Source organism: Cupriavidus alkaliphilus (assembly GCF_014191175.1).
Lineage (GTDB): Bacteria > Pseudomonadota > Gammaproteobacteria > Burkholderiales > Burkholderiaceae > Cupriavidus > Cupriavidus alkaliphilus.
In genome coordinates, this window is record NZ_JACHWE010000001.1 from 752,294 (window position 1) to 768,318 (window position 16,025).

The 16,025-nt window shown below is 66.5% G+C and carries 13 protein-coding genes; all 13 read left to right on the forward strand.

The annotated features are described in order from the left end of the window. The first annotated feature begins 34 nt into the window (after nt 1-34). The 13 genes from FHX60_RS03585 to FHX60_RS03645 all read left to right on the forward strand — a co-directional run bounded on the left by FHX60_RS03585 (nt 35) and on the right by FHX60_RS03645 (nt 15,988). On the forward strand, nt 35-736 hold the full coding sequence (locus FHX60_RS03585; RefSeq protein WP_011298473.1) for a succinate dehydrogenase iron-sulfur subunit: 702 nt from the start codon (nt 35-37) through the stop codon (nt 734-736). A 78-nt stretch (nt 737-814) separates the two neighbouring features. Beyond that, a complete protein-coding gene (locus FHX60_RS03590) occupies nt 815-1,102 on the forward strand; it encodes an FAD assembly factor SdhE (RefSeq protein ID WP_012353370.1) in 288 nt (95 codons plus the stop codon). A gap of 43 nt (nt 1,103-1,145) precedes the next feature. Beyond that, on the forward strand, nt 1,146-2,447 hold the full coding sequence (gltA, locus tag FHX60_RS03595) for a citrate synthase (protein ID WP_092309742.1): 1,302 nt from the start codon (nt 1,146-1,148) through the stop codon (nt 2,445-2,447). A 534-nt stretch (nt 2,448-2,981) separates the two neighbouring features. Continuing rightward, nucleotides 2,982-4,097, forward strand: coding sequence for a branched-chain amino acid ABC transporter substrate-binding protein (locus tag FHX60_RS03600; RefSeq protein WP_183282566.1), 1,116 nt, complete (start codon nt 2,982-2,984; stop codon nt 4,095-4,097). A gap of 85 nt (nt 4,098-4,182) precedes the next feature. Continuing rightward, on the forward strand, nt 4,183-5,109 hold the full coding sequence (livH, locus tag FHX60_RS03605; protein WP_018005204.1) for a high-affinity branched-chain amino acid ABC transporter permease LivH: 927 nt from the start codon (nt 4,183-4,185) through the stop codon (nt 5,107-5,109). A 12-nt stretch (nt 5,110-5,121) separates the two neighbouring features. After that, nucleotides 5,122-6,402, forward strand: coding sequence for a high-affinity branched-chain amino acid ABC transporter permease LivM (locus FHX60_RS03610; RefSeq protein WP_244981198.1), 1,281 nt, complete (start codon nt 5,122-5,124; stop codon nt 6,400-6,402). A gap of 20 nt (nt 6,403-6,422) precedes the next feature. After that, on the forward strand, nt 6,423-7,196 hold the full coding sequence (gene livG / locus FHX60_RS03615) for a high-affinity branched-chain amino acid ABC transporter ATP-binding protein LivG (RefSeq protein WP_112774257.1): 774 nt from the start codon (nt 6,423-6,425) through the stop codon (nt 7,194-7,196). After that, entirely contained in the window at nt 7,196-7,897 is a 702-nt protein-coding gene (locus FHX60_RS03620) for an ABC transporter ATP-binding protein (protein ID WP_018005201.1), read from the forward strand. Before livG ends, FHX60_RS03620 begins: the two co-directional genes overlap by 1 nt. Nucleotides 7,898-8,241: 344 nt before the next feature. Further along, nucleotides 8,242-9,651, forward strand: coding sequence for a 3-isopropylmalate dehydratase large subunit (gene leuC / locus FHX60_RS03625; RefSeq protein ID WP_183282567.1), 1,410 nt, complete (start codon nt 8,242-8,244; stop codon nt 9,649-9,651). Nucleotides 9,652-9,671: 20 nt separating this feature from the next. Continuing rightward, on the forward strand, nt 9,672-10,322 hold the full coding sequence (gene leuD / locus FHX60_RS03630) for a 3-isopropylmalate dehydratase small subunit (protein WP_183282568.1): 651 nt from the start codon (nt 9,672-9,674) through the stop codon (nt 10,320-10,322). A gap of 22 nt (nt 10,323-10,344) precedes the next feature. Further along, the gene (leuB, locus tag FHX60_RS03635; protein ID WP_183282569.1) at nt 10,345-11,412 is read left to right on the forward strand and encodes a 3-isopropylmalate dehydrogenase; all 1,068 of its coding nucleotides are present in this window, start codon (nt 10,345-10,347) and stop codon (nt 11,410-11,412) included. A gap of 321 nt (nt 11,413-11,733) precedes the next feature. Beyond that, on the forward strand, nt 11,734-12,870 hold the full coding sequence (gene asd, locus FHX60_RS03640) for an aspartate-semialdehyde dehydrogenase (protein WP_183282570.1): 1,137 nt from the start codon (nt 11,734-11,736) through the stop codon (nt 12,868-12,870). 283 nt (nt 12,871-13,153) lie between these two features. Beyond that, the gene (locus FHX60_RS03645) at nt 13,154-15,988 is read left to right on the forward strand and encodes a motility hub landmark protein FimV (RefSeq protein WP_183282571.1); all 2,835 of its coding nucleotides are present in this window, start codon (nt 13,154-13,156) and stop codon (nt 15,986-15,988) included. Nucleotides 15,989-16,025 lie beyond the last annotated feature (37 nt).

Sequence of the window (16,025 nt, forward strand, 5' to 3'; positions counted from 1 at the left end):
GCACCGCATCGTAGAGATAACAGGACCCACAGAAATGAAGCGTATTTTCGAAGTCTACCGCTACGATCCGGACAAGGATGCGGCGCCGCGCATGCAGACCTACGAGGTCGAGCTGGACGGTCACGAGCGCATGCTGCTGGACGCGCTGGTAAAGCTCAAGAAGCTGGACGAGACCATCTCGTTCCGCCGCTCGTGCCGCGAAGGCGTGTGCGGCTCGGACGCGATGAACATCAACGGCAAGAACGGCCTGGCCTGCCTGACCAACATGCGCGAGCTGCCGGACCGCATCGTGCTGCGTCCGCTGCCCGGCCTGCCGGTGGTGCGCGACCTGATCGTCGACATGACGAACTTCTTCAAGCAGTACAACTCGATCAAGCCGTTCCTGATCAACGACGAGCCGCCGCCCGAGAAAGAGCGCCTGCAGTCGCCGGAAGAGCGTGACGAGCTGGACGGCCTGTACGAGTGCATTCTGTGCGCCAGCTGCTCGACCTCGTGCCCGTCGTTCTGGTGGAACCCGGACAAGTTCGTCGGCCCGGCCGGCCTGCTGCAGGCTTACCGCTTCATCGCGGACAGCCGCGACCAGGCCACCAGCGAGCGCCTGGACAACCTGAACGACCCGTACCGACTGTTCCGCTGCCACAGCATCATGAACTGCGTCGACGTGTGCCCGAAGGGTCTGAACCCGACCAAGGCCATCGGCAAGATCAAGGAGCTGATGGTCCGCCGCGCGGTCTGATCCCGCGGCTGTCTAAGTAGTAAGCGGCGCGTCAGCCAGAGCGGCTATATCTGGCGGGCGCGCCGAAAGTAGGAAGCCATGACTGAGAGTCCTGCCACCACCTTCTCCCATCAGGCCGATCCGCACAAGCGCGCCCGGTTGCGCTGGCGTGCCCGCCGCGGCCTCCTGGAGAACGACATCATCGTCGAACGTTTCTTCAACCGTTACGAGGAGAGCCTGTCCGACGAGGATGTGGCTGCGCTGAGCCAGCTGTTCGAGCTCAGCGACAACGAGTTGATGGACCTGCTCCTTGCGCGCAAGGAACTGGACGGTGAGCTCGACACGCCCCCGATGCAGCGAGTCATCGCCCTGCTGCGTACGGTCTGAGTTTTGGTCAACATTATTATTCACAGCATTTGAAGGATCCGACATGACGCCGTCCGATGTGAAAGCCACGCTATCGTTCTCCGATGGTTCCCCCAGCGTTGAGCTGCCGATCTACAAGGGTACGGTTGGCCCGGACGTGATCGACATTCGCAAGCTGTACGGACAAACCGGTAAGTTCACCTACGACCCCGGTTTCATGTCGACGGCTTCGTGCAATTCCAAGATCACCTATATCGACGGCGACAAGGGCGAGCTGCTGTACCGCGGCTACCCGATCGAGCAGCTGGCGCAGAAGTGCGACCACCTCGAGACCTGCTACCTGCTGCTCAAGGGCGAGCTGCCCAACGCCAAGCAGAAGGAAGAATTCGTCGGCCACGTGATGAACCACACCATGGTTCACGAGCAGCTGCAGTTCTTCATGCGCGGTTTCCGCCGCGATGCCCATCCGATGGCCGTGCTGACCGGCCTGGTGGGTGCCATGAGCGCGTTCTACCATGACGCGATGGACATCGATGATCCGCACCAGCGCGAGATCTCGGCCATCCGCCTGATCGCCAAGATGCCGACCATGGTCGCCATGGCGTACAAGTACAACATCGGCCAGCCGTACATCTACCCGCAGAACGACCTGTCCTACTCGGGCAACTTCCTGCGCATGCTGTTCGGCACGCCGTGCGCACCGTACACCGTGAACCCGGTGCTGGAGCGCGCGCTGGACCGCATCTTCATCCTGCACGCCGACCACGAGCAGAACGCGTCGACCTCGACCGTGCGCCTGGCCGGTTCGTCGGGCACCAACCCGTTCGCCGCCATCGCCGCCGGCGTGGCCTGCCTGTGGGGTCCGGCCCACGGCGGCGCCAACGAAGCCGCGCTGAAGATGCTGGAAGAGATCGGCAGCGTCGATAACATCGGCGAGTTCATCAAGCAGGTGAAGGACAAGAACTCGGGCGTGCGCCTGATGGGCTTCGGCCACCGCGTGTACAAGAACTACGATCCGCGCGCCAAGCTGATGCGCGAAACCTGCCATGAAGTGCTGAACGAGCTGGGCCTGCACAACGACCCGCTGTTCAAGCTGGCCATGGAGCTGGAAAAGATCGCGCTGGAAGACGAGTACTTCGTCAGCCGCAAGCTGTACCCGAACGTCGACTTCTACTCGGGCATCGTGCAGCGCGCGCTGGGCATCCCGACCTCGCTGTTCACCTGCATCTTCGCGCTGGCCCGTACCCCGGGCTGGATCTCGCAGTGGGAAGAGATGATCACCGATCCGGAATACAAGATCGGCCGTCCGCGCCAGCTGTTCGTCGGCGCCGCTACCCGCGACGTGCCGGACGTGGCCAAGCGCTAAGCTGGTCCGCCGCTGCGCAGTGCAGCAATTCCAGACGCCCCGGCCCCGCCGGGGCGTTTGTCTTTGTGGTGCGGGCGCGGTTGTGCACTGCGGCGCCGGAAAGGGCAGGAAATTGCACCTTGAATGGTCCCGGGCGCAATTCGTGGACGATTGTGTCGCGTTTTCCCAAATCGGTTCCGCATAAATTGTGCGATAGTCGCGTGCGGCAGGAAATTTGACCCTATAATGCGGGCTGCTTTGCCGACGGCAGCCGGGCCACCCTTCCGGCGTGCGGTGCGGCAAGCGGGGCAGGCGAATCGCTTGCGCAATAGAGAACGCATCAAACGTTGTCTTTCCGAACCTTGGTCCCCATACCTCAGCGGGACTGACACTTGCCGGGCCCCGCATACGCTGTCTCTTCCTTGCAGGCCCGACTTCCGCGTCTCGGGTGGCGCTTCCGCCAATCCCGATCCCAGTCGTCCGCGGGTGTTGTTCGATTGCGCAGGTCATACCGCTTCTGCCCGGATGACCCAAACATAAATCGAGGAGCTCCTGATGACGCTGTCCCGTCTTTCCACCATTTCGCTGGCTGCCATGCTGGCTACCTTTGGCGCCGCCGCCAACGCCGAAACCGTGAAGATCGCCATTGCCGGCCCGATGAGCGGCTCGGTGGCGCAGTATGGCGACATGGTCAAGGCCGGTGCGCTGACTGCCGTCGAACAGATCAACGCAGCCGGCGGCGCCGGCGGCAACAAGTTCGAGGTGGTGCTGATGGATGACGCCTGCGAGCCGAAACAGGCGGTCGCGGTGGCCAACAAGATCGTCAGCCAGAACATCAAGTACGTGATCGGCCATGTGTGCTCGGGCTCGACCATCCCGGCCTCGGACATCTACGAGAACGAGGGCATCGTGATGGTCACGCCGTCGGCCACCGCGCCGCAGCTGACCGAGACCAAGAAGCGCAACTTCATCTTCCGCACCATCGGCCGCGACGACCAGCAGGGCCCGGCCGCCGCCCAGTACATCATCGGCAAGATCAAGCCGAAGAAGGTCGCGGTGCTGCACGACAAGCAGTCGTACGGCCAGGGCATCGCCAGCTCGGTGAGGAAGGACCTGGAAGCCGCCAAGATCCCGGTGGCCGTGTTCGAAGGCATCAACGCCGGCGACTCGGACTACTCGGCCGTGATCACCAAGCTCAAGTCGCAGGGCGTGGACTTCGTCTACTTCGGCGGCTACCACCCGGAAATGGGCCTGCTGCTGCGCCAGGCGCGCGAGCAGGGCGTGAAGGCCACCTTCATGGGCCCCGAGGGCGTGGGCAACAAGGACGTGACCGCGATCGCCGGCCCGTCGTCGGAAGGCATGCTGGTGACGCTGCCGGCCGACTTCTCGGCCGATCCGGCCAACGCCGGCCTGGTCAAGGCCTTTGCCGACAAGAAGCGTGACGCCAACGGTCCGTTCCAGATGCCGGCCTATGCCGCGGTCAAGATCATCGGCGACGCCATCGCCGGCGCCAAGAGCACCGATCCCACCAAGGTCGCGGCGTACATGCACAAGAACGCCTTCACCACGCCGATCGGCAAGGTCGAATACGACGCCAAGGGCGACCTGAAGTCCTTCAAGTTCGTGGTCTACACCTGGCACAAGGACGCCAGCAAGACCACCGCGAACTAAGCAGGCGCTCCTTCCCGCACACGCCCCGCCCGTACCCCGGGCGGGGCGTTCTGGTATCGGGCTTCAAGTTCCTGAGGCTTCCCCAATGAATGAATTCCTTCCACAGTTCACCCAGCAGCTGGTCAACGGCCTGACGCTGGGTGCGATCTATGCGCTGATCGCCATCGGCTACACAATGGTCTACGGCATCATCGGCATGATCAATTTCGCGCACGGCGAGATTTACATGATCGGTGCCTATGTTGGCCTTGTCACGCTCACCGCGATCGGCGCCCAGGCAGGCTACCCCCTGCCGCTGGTGCTCGGCGCCGCCTTGCTGGTGTCGGTGCTGGTCACCGGCGTCTACGGCTATGCGGTCGAGCGGGTGGCATACCGCCCCTTGCGCGGCGGGCCGCGGCTGGTGCCGCTGATCTCGGCGATCGGCATGTCGATCTTCCTGCAGAACTATGTCCAGATCGGGCAGGGCGCCCGTGATGTGTCGGTGCCCGTGCTGATCTCGGGCGCCATCGAGTTCCAGATGGGCGGCGACTTCACCGTGACGGTGCCGTACTCGCGCCTGCTGATCGTCGGCGTGACGCTGGCGCTGATGGTGGCGCTGACGCTGTTTATCGGCCGCTCGCGCATGGGCCGCGCCTGCCGCGCCTGCGCCGAGGACATGCGCATGGCCAACCTGCTCGGCATCGACACCAACAAGGTGATCTCGTTCACCTTCGTGCTGGGCGCGATGCTGGCTGCGGTGGGCGGCGTGCTGATCGGGCTGACCATCGGCAAGCTCAATCCCTTCATCGGCTTCATTGCCGGCATCAAGGCCTTTACCGCGGCGGTGCTGGGCGGCATCGGCAGCATCCCGGGCGCGATGCTCGGCGGCGTTCTGCTGGGCCTGGCGGAAACCTTCGCCTCGGGCTACATGCCGGCCGAATACAAGGACGTGGTCGCTTTCAGCCTGCTGGTGCTGGTGCTGCTGTTCCGTCCGACCGGGCTGCTGGGCAAGCCCGATGTCGAAAAGGTCTGAGGGAGGCGAGACATGACCAACCAAGTTTCTGCGATGTCCGCCGGACACGCCGTGCGCGGCGCCACGCCGGGCCAGTCGCTCAAGAATGCGATCACGGCGGCGGTGGTGACCGCCATCCTGACCATCCCCATCCTCGGCCTGCAGCTCAAGCTGGAAGGCTACCAGGTGGTGCTGGAACCGCACTGGCGGCCGGTATGGCTGGCGGTGGCGGCGGTGTTCCTGTTCCAGCTGTTCAAGCCGGTGCTGTCGCGCGCGGGCAGCGCGGTGCGCCTGCCGGCGTTGCCGCAGCTGGGTGCGCAGCAGCAGCGCGTGGCGGTGTGGGTGCTGCTGGCGGTGGGGCTGGTGTGGCCGTTCTTCGGCTCGCGCGGCGCCGTCGACGTGGCCACGCTGGCGCTGATCTACGTGATCCTGGGCCTTGGCCTGAATATCGTGGTGGGCTATGCCGGCCTGCTCGACCTGGGCTACGTCGGCTTCTATGCCGTGGGCGGCTACACCTACGCGCTGCTGAACCAGTACTTCGGCCTGAGCTTCTGGGAATGCCTGCCGATCGCGGCGGCGCTGTCGGCGGGGTTCGGCTTCCTGCTCGGCTTCCCGGTGCTGCGCCTGCGCGGCGACTACCTGGCGATCGTCACGCTCGGCTTCGGCGAGATCATCCGCCTGCTGCTGAACAACCTGACCAGCCTGACCGGCGGTCCGGACGGCGTCTCGGGCATTCCCAAGCCCAGCGTGTTCGGCGTCGAGATGGCGCGCAGCGCCAGCGTCGAGGGCACGCGCACCTTCCACGAGCTGATCGGCCTGGACTACGCCAGCCAGCACATGGTGATCTTCCTCTACCTGATCGCGCTGCTGCTGGTCGGCTTCACGCTGTTCGTCACCAGCCGGCTGATCCGCATGCCGATGGGCCGCGCCTGGGAGGCGTTGCGCGAGGATGAGATCGCCTGCCGTTCGCTCGGCCTGAACCCGACCCGCATCAAGCTGTCGGCGTTCACGCTGGGGGCATCGTTCGCCGGCCTGGGCGGCGCGTTCTTCGCCGCGCGCCAGGGCCTGGTCAATCCGGAATCGTTCACCTTCATCGAATCGGCGCTGGTGCTGGCCGTGGTGGTGCTGGGCGGCATGGGCTCGCAGCTGGGCGTGATCCTGGCGGCGATCCTGCTGACGGTGCTGCCCGAAGTGGCGCGCGGCTTTGCCGAATATCGCATGCTGATCTTCGGCCTGGTGATGGTGCTGATGATGATGTGGCGTCCGCAGGGCCTGCTGCCCGCGAGCCGCCCGCACGTGGAGCTTCCCCGATGAATGCAGCAATGAGTGCGCCGATCAATGCAACGGCAGAACTGCTCAGGGTGTCGGGCCTGCAGATGCGCTTCGGCGGCCTGCTGGCCGTCGACGGCATCGATTTCGATGTGCGCAAGGACGAGGTCTTCGCCATCATCGGCCCGAACGGCGCCGGCAAGACCACGGTGTTCAACTGCGTCGGCGGCTTCTACAAGCCGAGCGCGGGCGACGTCACGCTCGACGGCCAAGCCATCGCCGGCCTGCCCAGCCACATGGTGGCGCGCAAGGGCCTGGTGCGCACGTTCCAGAACATCCGCCTGTTCAAGAACCTGACGGTGGTCGAGAACCTGATGGTGGCGCAACACCTGCAGGTGCAGTCCGGCATCCTGCGCGGCCTGTTCGCGACCCCGGCCTACCGCCGCGCCGAGCGCGAGGCGCTGCAGCGCGCCGCGCAGTGGCTGGAGCGCATGGGCCTGACCAGCGTCGCCAACCGCGAGGCGGGCACGCTCTCGTACGGCCACCAGCGCCGGCTCGAGATCGCGCGCTGCATGATCACCCAGCCGCGCCTGCTGATGCTGGACGAGCCCGCCGCCGGCCTGAACCCGCAGGAAAAGATCGAGCTGCAGCAGCTGATCGACCAGCTGCGGCGCGAGTTCGGCATTGCCGTGCTGCTGATCGAGCACGACATGAGCCTGGTGATGGGCGTGTCCGACCGCATCCTGGTGATGGAGCACGGCAAGCCCATCGTTACGGCCGCGCCCGAAGAAGTGCGCAACGACCCGCGCGTGATCAAGGCCTACCTGGGAGAGGACTGATGCTGAAGCTGGAACAGGTCCATACCCACTACGGCGCCGTCGAGGCGCTGTCGGGCGTATCGATCGAAGTCAACAAGGGGGAGATCGTCACCCTGATCGGCAGCAACGGCGCCGGCAAGACGACGCTGATGATGACCGTGTGCGGCACGCCGCGCGCCTCGAGCGGGCGGGTGCTGTTCGAAGGGCAGGATATTACCCATCGCTCGACCCACGAGATCATGCGCCTGGGCATGGCGATCTCGCCCGAGGGCCGGCGCGTGTTCCCGAGCCTGACGGTGCTGGAAAACCTGAAGATGGGCGCGTTCTTCGCCAGGCGCGACGAGATCGAGGCGGGCATCGAGCATGTCTTCAAGCTGTTCCCGCGCCTGAACCAGCGCGCGGGCCAGCGCGCCGGCACCATGTCGGGCGGCGAGCAGCAGATGCTGGCAATCGGCCGCGCGCTGATGAGCCGGCCGCGCCTGCTGCTGCTGGACGAGCCCACGCTAGGCCTGGCGCCGCTGATCATTGCGCAGATCTTCGACATCATCCGCACCATTCGTGACGAGGGCGTCACCGTGTTCCTGGTCGAGCAGAACGCCAACAAGGCGCTGCAGGTGGCGGACCGGGGTTATGTGCTGGAAACCGGCAAGGTGGTGCTGGCCGATACCGGCGCCAACCTGCTCGCCAACGACCGGATCAAGGCCGCCTACCTCGGCGGCTGATGCCGGCCGGCCGGCCGCCGCTCGCCGCGGCGGCCGCTTCCTTCTCTTCTCCGCGTTTTCGCCATCCGCGAAATCCCCCTTTCGCCAATCACATTACACGGCGGGCGCCTTCCGGGCCAGGCTGGGCGCGGTTGCCCATACCCCCTGTGGCATAATCGATTGCCAAGTCAAGCATTGCCGCAACGCTTGAAATAACGCCCGCTTCCGGCGGCTTCCGGCGCGATCGTCATGATTGCCTGCCGGTTCGCACGCCCCGACCGGAGCGGAAAAAACCCCTGCAAACTACTGCGCGGTCCCCGCGGTCCGGCCTGCCAAGGCACGGTCATCGGTCCCGCCATCGCATCATGGCCAAGACGCTCTACGACAAACTCTGGGATGACCACACCGTCCACGTCGAGGAAGACGGCACCACGCTGCTCTATATCGATCGCCACCTGCTGCATGAAGTGACCAGCCCGCAGGCGTTCGAGGGCCTGAAGATGGCAGAGCGCCCGGTGTGGCGCATCAGCGCCAACCTGGCGGTGTCGGACCACAACGTGCCGACCACGGACCGCAGCCAGGGCATTGCCGATCCGGTGTCGAAGCTGCAGGTCGATACGCTCGATGCCAACTGCGACAGCTACGGCATTACCCAGTTCAAGATGAACGACCACCGCCAGGGCATCGTGCACGTGATCGGGCCGGAGCAGGGCGCGACGCTGCCGGGCATGACGGTGGTGTGCGGCGACTCGCATACCAGCACCCACGGCGCCTTCGGCGCGCTGGCGCACGGCATCGGCACCTCCGAAGTCGAGCACGTGCTGGCCACGCAGACGCTGCTGGGCAAGAAGGCGAAGAACATGCTGGTCAGGGTGGAAGGCAAGCTGCCGCGCGGCTGCACCGCCAAGGACATCGTGCTGGCCGTGATCGGCAAGATCGGCACCGCCGGCGGCACCGGCTACACCATCGAGTTCGCCGGCTCGGCCATCCGCGACCTGACCATGGAAGGCCGCATGACGGTCTGCAACATGGCCATCGAAGCGGGCGCGCGCGCCGGCCTGGTGGCGGTGGACGATGTCACGCTGGAATACGTCAAGGGCCGCCCGTACGCGCCGCAGGGCGTTGAGTGGGAGCAGGCCGTGGCCTACTGGCGCACACTGCATTCGGATGCCGGTGCGAAGTTCGACCAGGTGGTCGAGCTGCGCGCGGAGGACGTGCGCCCGCAGGTGACCTGGGGCACGTCGCCGGAAATGGTGATCAGCATCGAAGACCGCGTGCCGGACCCGGAGAAGGAAAAGGATCCGAACAAGCGCAACGCGATGGAGCGCGCGCTGGAATACATGGGCCTGCGGCCCAACGTGCCGGTCGAGAGCATCAGCATCGACAAGGTCTTCATCGGTTCGTGCACCAACAGCCGCATCGAGGATATGCGCGCCGCCGCGTGGGTGGTGCAGAAGCTGGGCCGCAAGGTCGCCGCGAACGTGAAGCTGGCGATGGTGGTGCCGGGCTCGGGCCTCGTCAAGGAACAGGCCGAGCGCGAAGGCCTGGACCAGATCTTCAAGGCCGCCGGCTTTGAATGGCGCGAGCCCGGCTGCTCGATGTGCCTGGCGATGAACGCCGACCGCCTCGATCCGGGCGAGCGCTGCGCCTCGACCTCGAACCGCAACTTCGAGGGCCGCCAGGGCGCGGGCGGGCGCACCCACCTGGTGAGCCCGGCGATGGCCGCCGCGGCTGCCATCGAGGGCCATTTCGTCGATATCCGCAAGCTGGGCTGAACAAGCAAGGACAGAGCATCATGGAAAAGTTCACCGTACACAGCGGCCTGGTCGCGCCGCTCGACCGCGAGAACGTCGACACCGACGCCATCATCCCGAAGCAGTTCCTGAAGTCCATCAAGCGCACCGGCTTCGGTCCCAACCTGTTCGACGAGTGGCGCTACAAGGATGTGGGCGAGCCCGGCATGGACAACAGCAAGCGTCCGCTGAACCCGGACTTCGTGCTGAACCAGCCGCGCTACCAGGGTGCGTCGATCCTGCTGGCGCGCCGCAACTTCGGCTGCGGCAGCTCGCGCGAGCACGCGCCGTGGGCGCTGACGCAATACGGCTTCCGCGCCGTGATCGCGCCCAGCTTCGCCGACATCTTCTTCAACAACTGCTACAAGAACGGCCTGCTGCCGGTGGTGCTGAGCGAGCAGCAGGTCGACCACCTGTTCAACGAGACCAACGCGTTCAACGGCTACCAGCTCACCATCGACCTGGACCAGCAGGTGGTGCTGACGCCGTCGGGGCAGGGCTACGAGTTCGACATCGCGCCGTTCCGCAAGTACTGCATGCTGAATGGCTTCGACGATATCGGCCTGACCCTGCGTCATGCCGACAAGATCAAGGCCTTCGAGGCCGAGCGCGTGGCGAAGATGCCGTGGCTGAACAACCGCCTGGTCGGATAAGGCTCTACGAGGAAAGACAACAATGAAGATCGCAGTCCTGCCGGGTGACGGCATCGGTCCCGAAATCGTTGCAGAGGCCGTCAAGGTCCTGAACGCGCTCGACGAGAAGTTCGAACTGGAAACCGCGCCGGTGGGCGGCGCTGGCTACGAGGCCGAAGGCCATCCGCTGCCGGAGAACACGCTCAAGCTGGCCAAGGAAGCCGACGCCGTCCTGTTCGGCGCCGTCGGCGACTGGAAGTACGACAGCCTGGAGCGCGCGCTGCGCCCCGAGCAGGCCATCCTGGGCCTGCGCAAGCACCTGCAGCTGTTCGCCAACTTCCGTCCGGCGATCTGCTATCCGGAGCTGACCGGCGCCTCGAGCCTGAAGCCCGAGCTGGTGGCCGGCCTCGACATCCTGATCGTGCGCGAGCTGAACGGCGACATCTACTTCGGCCAGCCGCGCGGACTGCGCGAAGCGCCGGACGGTTTGTTCAAGGGTGAGCGCGAAGCCTTCGACACCATGCGCTACAGCGAGCCGGAAATCCGCCGCATCGCGCACGTGGCATTCCAGGCCGCGGCCAAGCGCGGCAAGAAGCTGTGCAGCGTCGACAAGGCCAACGTGCTCGAGACCTTCCAGTTCTGGAAGGACATCGTGATCGATGTCAGCAAGGAATATCCGGAGGTCGAACTGTCGCACATGTATGTGGACAACGCGGCCATGCAGCTGGTCAAGGCGCCCAAGAGCTTCGACGTGATCGTCACCGGCAATATGTTCGGCGACATCCTGTCGGACGAGGCGGCGATGCTGACCGGCTCGATCGGCATGCTGCCGTCGGCGTCGCTGGATGCGAACAACAAGGGCCTGTACGAGCCCTCGCACGGCTCGGCGCCGGACATCGCCGGCAAGGGCGTGGCCAATCCGCTGGCGACCATCCTGTCGGCGGCGATGATGCTGCGCTACTCGCTGAACAAGGCCGAGCAGGCCGACCGCATCGAGAATGCCGTCAAGAAGGTACTGGCCCAGGGCTACCGCACCGGCGACATCCTGACGCCGGGCTGCAAGCAGGTCGGCACCCGCGAGATGGGTGAAGCCGTGCTGGCGGCACTGTAAGTCACATGCAAAAGGGCACCGCAATCGCGGTGCCCTGCGTTTTATTTGTCCCCAATTTGCACGCTGCGGCAGCGCCGCAAAATCGTGTAGACTCTGCCGATGGCCCGATTTTCCCAGTCCACCCTGACTGCTGTTGTCGCCCTGACCGCTACCCGCGGCCCGGTTGGCACGATTTCGCTCGGCCAGACCGCAACGACGATTAAAACCATTATTAAAACCGCGATCGCCTAGATCCGTTCGTCGTGCCTGCCCGTCTTCCCCGCGCAGCCACGCCGGGCGAGGAAAATGGCGGGGAAGTAAAAATCACATCCGAGGTAAATCATGATTGTAGGTCTCGTCGGTTGGCGGGGAATGGTCGGCAGCGTCCTGATGCAGCGCATGCAGGAAGAGCGTGATTTCGACCATATCGAGCCCGTCTTCTTCAGCACGTCCAACGCCGGCGGCAAGGCGCCCGCCATGGCCAAGAACGAAACCACGCTCAAGGATGCCAACGACATCGAGGCACTGAAGAAGTGCGACGTGGTGCTGACCGCCCAGGGCGGCGACTACACCAACGAGGTCTTCCCCAAGCTGCGCGCGGCGGGCTGGAAGGGCTACTGGATCGACGCGGCGTCGTCGCTGCGGATGAAGGACGATGCCATCATCGTGCTCGATCCGGTCAACCAGGGTGTGATCAAGGACGCGCTGTCCAAGGGCGTCAAGAATTTCATCGGCGGCAACTGCACCGTCAGCTGCATGCTGATGGGCCTGGGCGGCCTGTTCCAGGCCGACCTGATCGAGTGGATGACCTCGATGACCTACCAGGCGGCCTCGGGCGGCGGTGCCCAGCACATGCGCGAACTGCTGACCCAGTTCGGCACGCTGAACGCGTCGGTCAAGCCGCTGCTGGACAACCCGGCGTCGGCCATCCTGGAGATCGATCGCCAGATCCTGTCGACCCAGCACGGCCTGTCGGCGGAAGAAACCAAGCAGTTCGGCGTGCCGCTGGCCGGCAACCTGATTCCCTGGATCGACAAGGACCTGGGCAACGGCCAGTCCAAGGAAGAGTGGAAGGGCGGCGCCGAGACCAACAAGATCCTGGGCCGCGGCGAGGGCTTCCTGGGCGCGACCGGCGCTACGCCGATCGCCGTCGACGGCCTGTGCGTGCGCATCGGCGCGATGCGCTGCCACTCGCAGGCGCTGACCATCAAGCTGCGCCGCGATGTGCCGCTGGACCAGATCGAAGGCATGCTCGCCGCGCACAACCCGTGGGCCAAGGTGGTGCCGAATACGCGCGAAGCCAGCATGACCGACCTGACCCCCGCGGCCGTGACCGGCACGCTGACCATCCCGGTCGGCCGCCTGCGCAAGATGCAGATGGGCGGCGAGTACCTGTCGGCCTTCACGGTCGGCGACCAGCTGCTGTGGGGCGCGGCCGAGCCGCTGCGCCGCATGCTGCGTATCCTGATCGAGTCCTGATCGCAGGCGCCGCCGTGGCCTGGTTGCGCGCGTTGCAGCCAGGCAACAGAATGCAGCGCTTTGCTTACGACGCCGCGCCCGTGCGCGGCGTTGTTGTATCCGGGCGCCTATTTTCCTGGGCGATGCGTCACAATACGCCGGCATGCGCCCCCGTCCGCAGGGACGGGCGCCTGCGCGCGGGCTGGCAAAGGGGCCGTTCAGAATGCTCCGCCGGCCGGGCGGACCTGGTTTATGGGGTCGGTTTGTCGATTCATATCGCTACTAAAACATAACGGAGCACAAGGTGAGTGTGAGCCAACATCGCCGGAAAGATGCGCCTACTGCCCGTCAGCGCTGGTCAACGCTGGCCGTCACGGCACTGGGCCTGCTGCTTGCGCAGCCGGCCGCATATGCCGCGGGGTTCGGGCAATTGCGGGTTCAGTCGAATCTGGGGCAGCCGCTGCAGGCTGAGATCGACATCAGCGGGGTCACCGCCGAGGAGGCCGCGGGGCTCAGCGTCAAGCTGGCGCCGCCGGGCGCCTATGCCGCGGCCGGCTTGACCTACCTGCCAGCCGTGGGCAGCCTGCGGCTGGAAGTAGAGCGCCGCGCCAACGGCAGCTACGTGGCACGGGTCCGTTCCAGCCAGCCGATCAGCGAGCCCTTCGTCGATATCCTGGTCGACATGAGCTGGGCCAGCGGCAAGGTCTCGCGCGCCTACACCTTCCTGCTCGACCCCGCCGGGGCCCGGGCTTCCAACCAGACCTTCTCGCCGGCACCGGTGGTGCAGGCCGCCACGCCCGACGCACCGGCCGCGCCGGCACCTGCCGCCGCGCCACCTGCGCCGGCGCAGCAGGCCGCGCCCGGCGCCGAGGCCGAGCCGGCCCGGCCGGCCGCACCCGCCCGTCCCGCGCGACAGAGCGCCAGGCGCGCCGCGGCGCCGGCCGCCGGCACCGACATGGCCGCCGGCGGCGGCTACACCGTGCAGCGCGGCGACACGCTCTATGGCATTGCCGGCGAGGCCGTGCAGGGCCAGGAATCGGTCTCGCTGGACCAGATGCTGGTGGCGCTCTATCGCAACAACCCCAACGCCTTTATCGGCGGCAACATGAACCGCCTGCGCAGCGGCGCAGTGCTGCAGGTGCCGACCCAGCAGCAGGCGCAGGCCGTGACGCCCAGGGCGGCGCGCCGTGAAGTGGTGGCGCGCACGCAGGGCTTTGACGCCTACCGCAGCCGGCTGGCGAGCGCCGCCGCGGCCAAGTCGGTCGAGCCCGACAGCGGCCGCCAGCAGTCCGGTAACGTGACCGCGCGCGTGCAGGAGCAGGCGGCGCCCACCGACGGCCCGCGCGATGAGCTCAAGCTCAGCAAGGCCGCGCGTGGCGCGCAGGCCGACGCCGCGGCCAAGGCCGAAGCCGAAGTCGCGCGCGAGCGCCAGCTGAAGGAAGCCGAGGCGCGCCTGGCCCAGCTGCAAAAGAATGTCGGCGACATGCAGAAGCTGCTCGAGCTGAAGAACGCCGAGATCGCCAAGCTCAGCCAGGCCAACCAGGCCGCGCTGGCCGACAAGGAAAAGGCTGACGCCGCCGCCAGGGCGGCAACCGCCGCGCCCGCCGTGGTGCCGGCCGAGCCGCCGAAGGCCGACGCGGTAGCGGCCACCGCAGCGGCCGCAGCAACCGCTGCCGCCGTGGCGAATGCGGCAAGCGCGCCTGTCGTGCCGGCGGCCGGCGCCAGTGCCGCGGCTGCGGTGGCGCCCGCGGCAGCGTCCGCCGTGGCCGCGGCTCCCGCCTCGCAGCGCGCCGCGGACGTGGCAGCCAACGCGGCGCAAGGAGCCGCATCGGCTCCTGCGGCCAAGCCTGTGCCGCCGGTGGTCGCGCAGCCCGAGCCGGTGCCCGAACCGTCGTTCCTCGACGGCCTGCTGGCCAATCCCATGCTGCTGCCGGGCGGCGGCCTGGTGGTGGCGCTGCTGGGCGTGTACGCGATCTATCGCCGCCGCCAGAAGCAGAAGGAGGGCGAGGCCACTGGCTTTGGCGACAGCATCCTGTCGCAGGAAAGCACCGTCATGGCCGGCGCCAACTCGCTGTTCGGCACCGCCGGCGGGCAGAGCGTCGACACCTCGCAGCACAGCGTGTTCGGCGCCGATTTCCGCATCGGCAACAACACGCCCGAAGCCAACGAGGTCGACCCGATCGCCGAGGCCGAGGTCTATATCGCCTACGGGCGCGATGTGCAGGCAGAGGAAATCCTGCGCGAAGCCCTGGAGAAACACCCGGAGCAGCAGCCGGTACGGCTCAAGCTCCTGGAGATTTACAGCAACAGACAGGATGTGGAAGGGTTCCGCGTGATTGCAGAGGAAATGTTCGCCCAGACCGGCGGACACGGAGCGGAATGGCTGAAGGCCGCGGAAATGGGGCGTGCGCTGGAGCCCGGCAACGCGCTGTTCATGGTGGTGACGCCGGAGGCTGCGGGCCTCGATACGGCATCGCCGGCAACCGACCAGTGGCGCACGCAGGATCCGTCGCAGAATCCCGCCTCGATCGCGCGGCTGGAGCCGTCCCTGGGCGACCTGTCGCTGCCGCTTGATGCCTTCCCGGCGCCGGCCGCCGGCGACCCGATCGTCGCGCCGGCTTCGGCGGCGATGGTGTTTGGCGCCGAGACGCCGCAGCCGGGCGAGGCGGTGCGCCTCGACATGGGCCTGCCGGGCACCGATCCGCTTGCCGATGACGACGTGCCCACGCTCGACACGCCGACCCGCGGCCGCCCGCTGGAGTTCGACATGTCCGGGCTGTCGCTGGACCTGGGCAGCACGCCGCAAGGCAATGCCGCGGCCCCCGCCGCGCTCGACGAGGCCTCGGTGCCGCTTCCCGCCACCACCATGCTGCGCGACGGCAAGCTGGCCGAGCCGATCGACCTGTCGCGAGTGGCACCCGACACCGCCGGCAGCCTGGGCCAGAGCGTGTCGCCGAGCACGCTGTCGGCCGACGGCCTGGACGGCGGGCGCGACATGCAGATCAAGCTGGACCTGGCGCGCGCCTATATCGAGATCGGCGACAAGGAAGGGGCGCGCGAACTGCTGCAGGAAGTGGTCGAGCAGTCGCAGGATCCGCTGCAGGCCGAGGCCCGCTCGCTGCTGCTCGAAGTGGCCTGAGCTATCATTGGCGGTCCGGCCGCGGCACGCGCTGCCG

Coding starts and splice junctions, on each gene's coding strand:
- asd (WP_183282570.1), top strand. CDS start 11,734: ATGATTGTAGGTCTCGTCGGTTGGCGGGGAATGGTCGGCAGCGTCCTG.
- gltA (WP_092309742.1), top strand. CDS start 1,146: ATGACGCCGTCCGATGTGAAAGCCACGCTATCGTTCTCCGATGGTTCC.
- leuB (WP_183282569.1), top strand. CDS start 10,345: ATGAAGATCGCAGTCCTGCCGGGTGACGGCATCGGTCCCGAAATCGTT.
- leuD (WP_183282568.1), top strand. CDS start 9,672: ATGGAAAAGTTCACCGTACACAGCGGCCTGGTCGCGCCGCTCGACCGC.
- FHX60_RS03585 (WP_011298473.1), top strand. CDS start 35: ATGAAGCGTATTTTCGAAGTCTACCGCTACGATCCGGACAAGGATGCG.
- FHX60_RS03600 (WP_183282566.1), top strand. CDS start 2,982: ATGACGCTGTCCCGTCTTTCCACCATTTCGCTGGCTGCCATGCTGGCT.
- FHX60_RS03610 (WP_244981198.1), top strand. CDS start 5,122: ATGACCAACCAAGTTTCTGCGATGTCCGCCGGACACGCCGTGCGCGGC.
- FHX60_RS03620 (WP_018005201.1), top strand. CDS start 7,196: ATGCTGAAGCTGGAACAGGTCCATACCCACTACGGCGCCGTCGAGGCG.
- livH (WP_018005204.1), top strand. CDS start 4,183: ATGAATGAATTCCTTCCACAGTTCACCCAGCAGCTGGTCAACGGCCTG.
- leuC (WP_183282567.1), top strand. CDS start 8,242: ATGGCCAAGACGCTCTACGACAAACTCTGGGATGACCACACCGTCCAC.
- FHX60_RS03590 (WP_012353370.1), top strand. CDS start 815: ATGACTGAGAGTCCTGCCACCACCTTCTCCCATCAGGCCGATCCGCAC.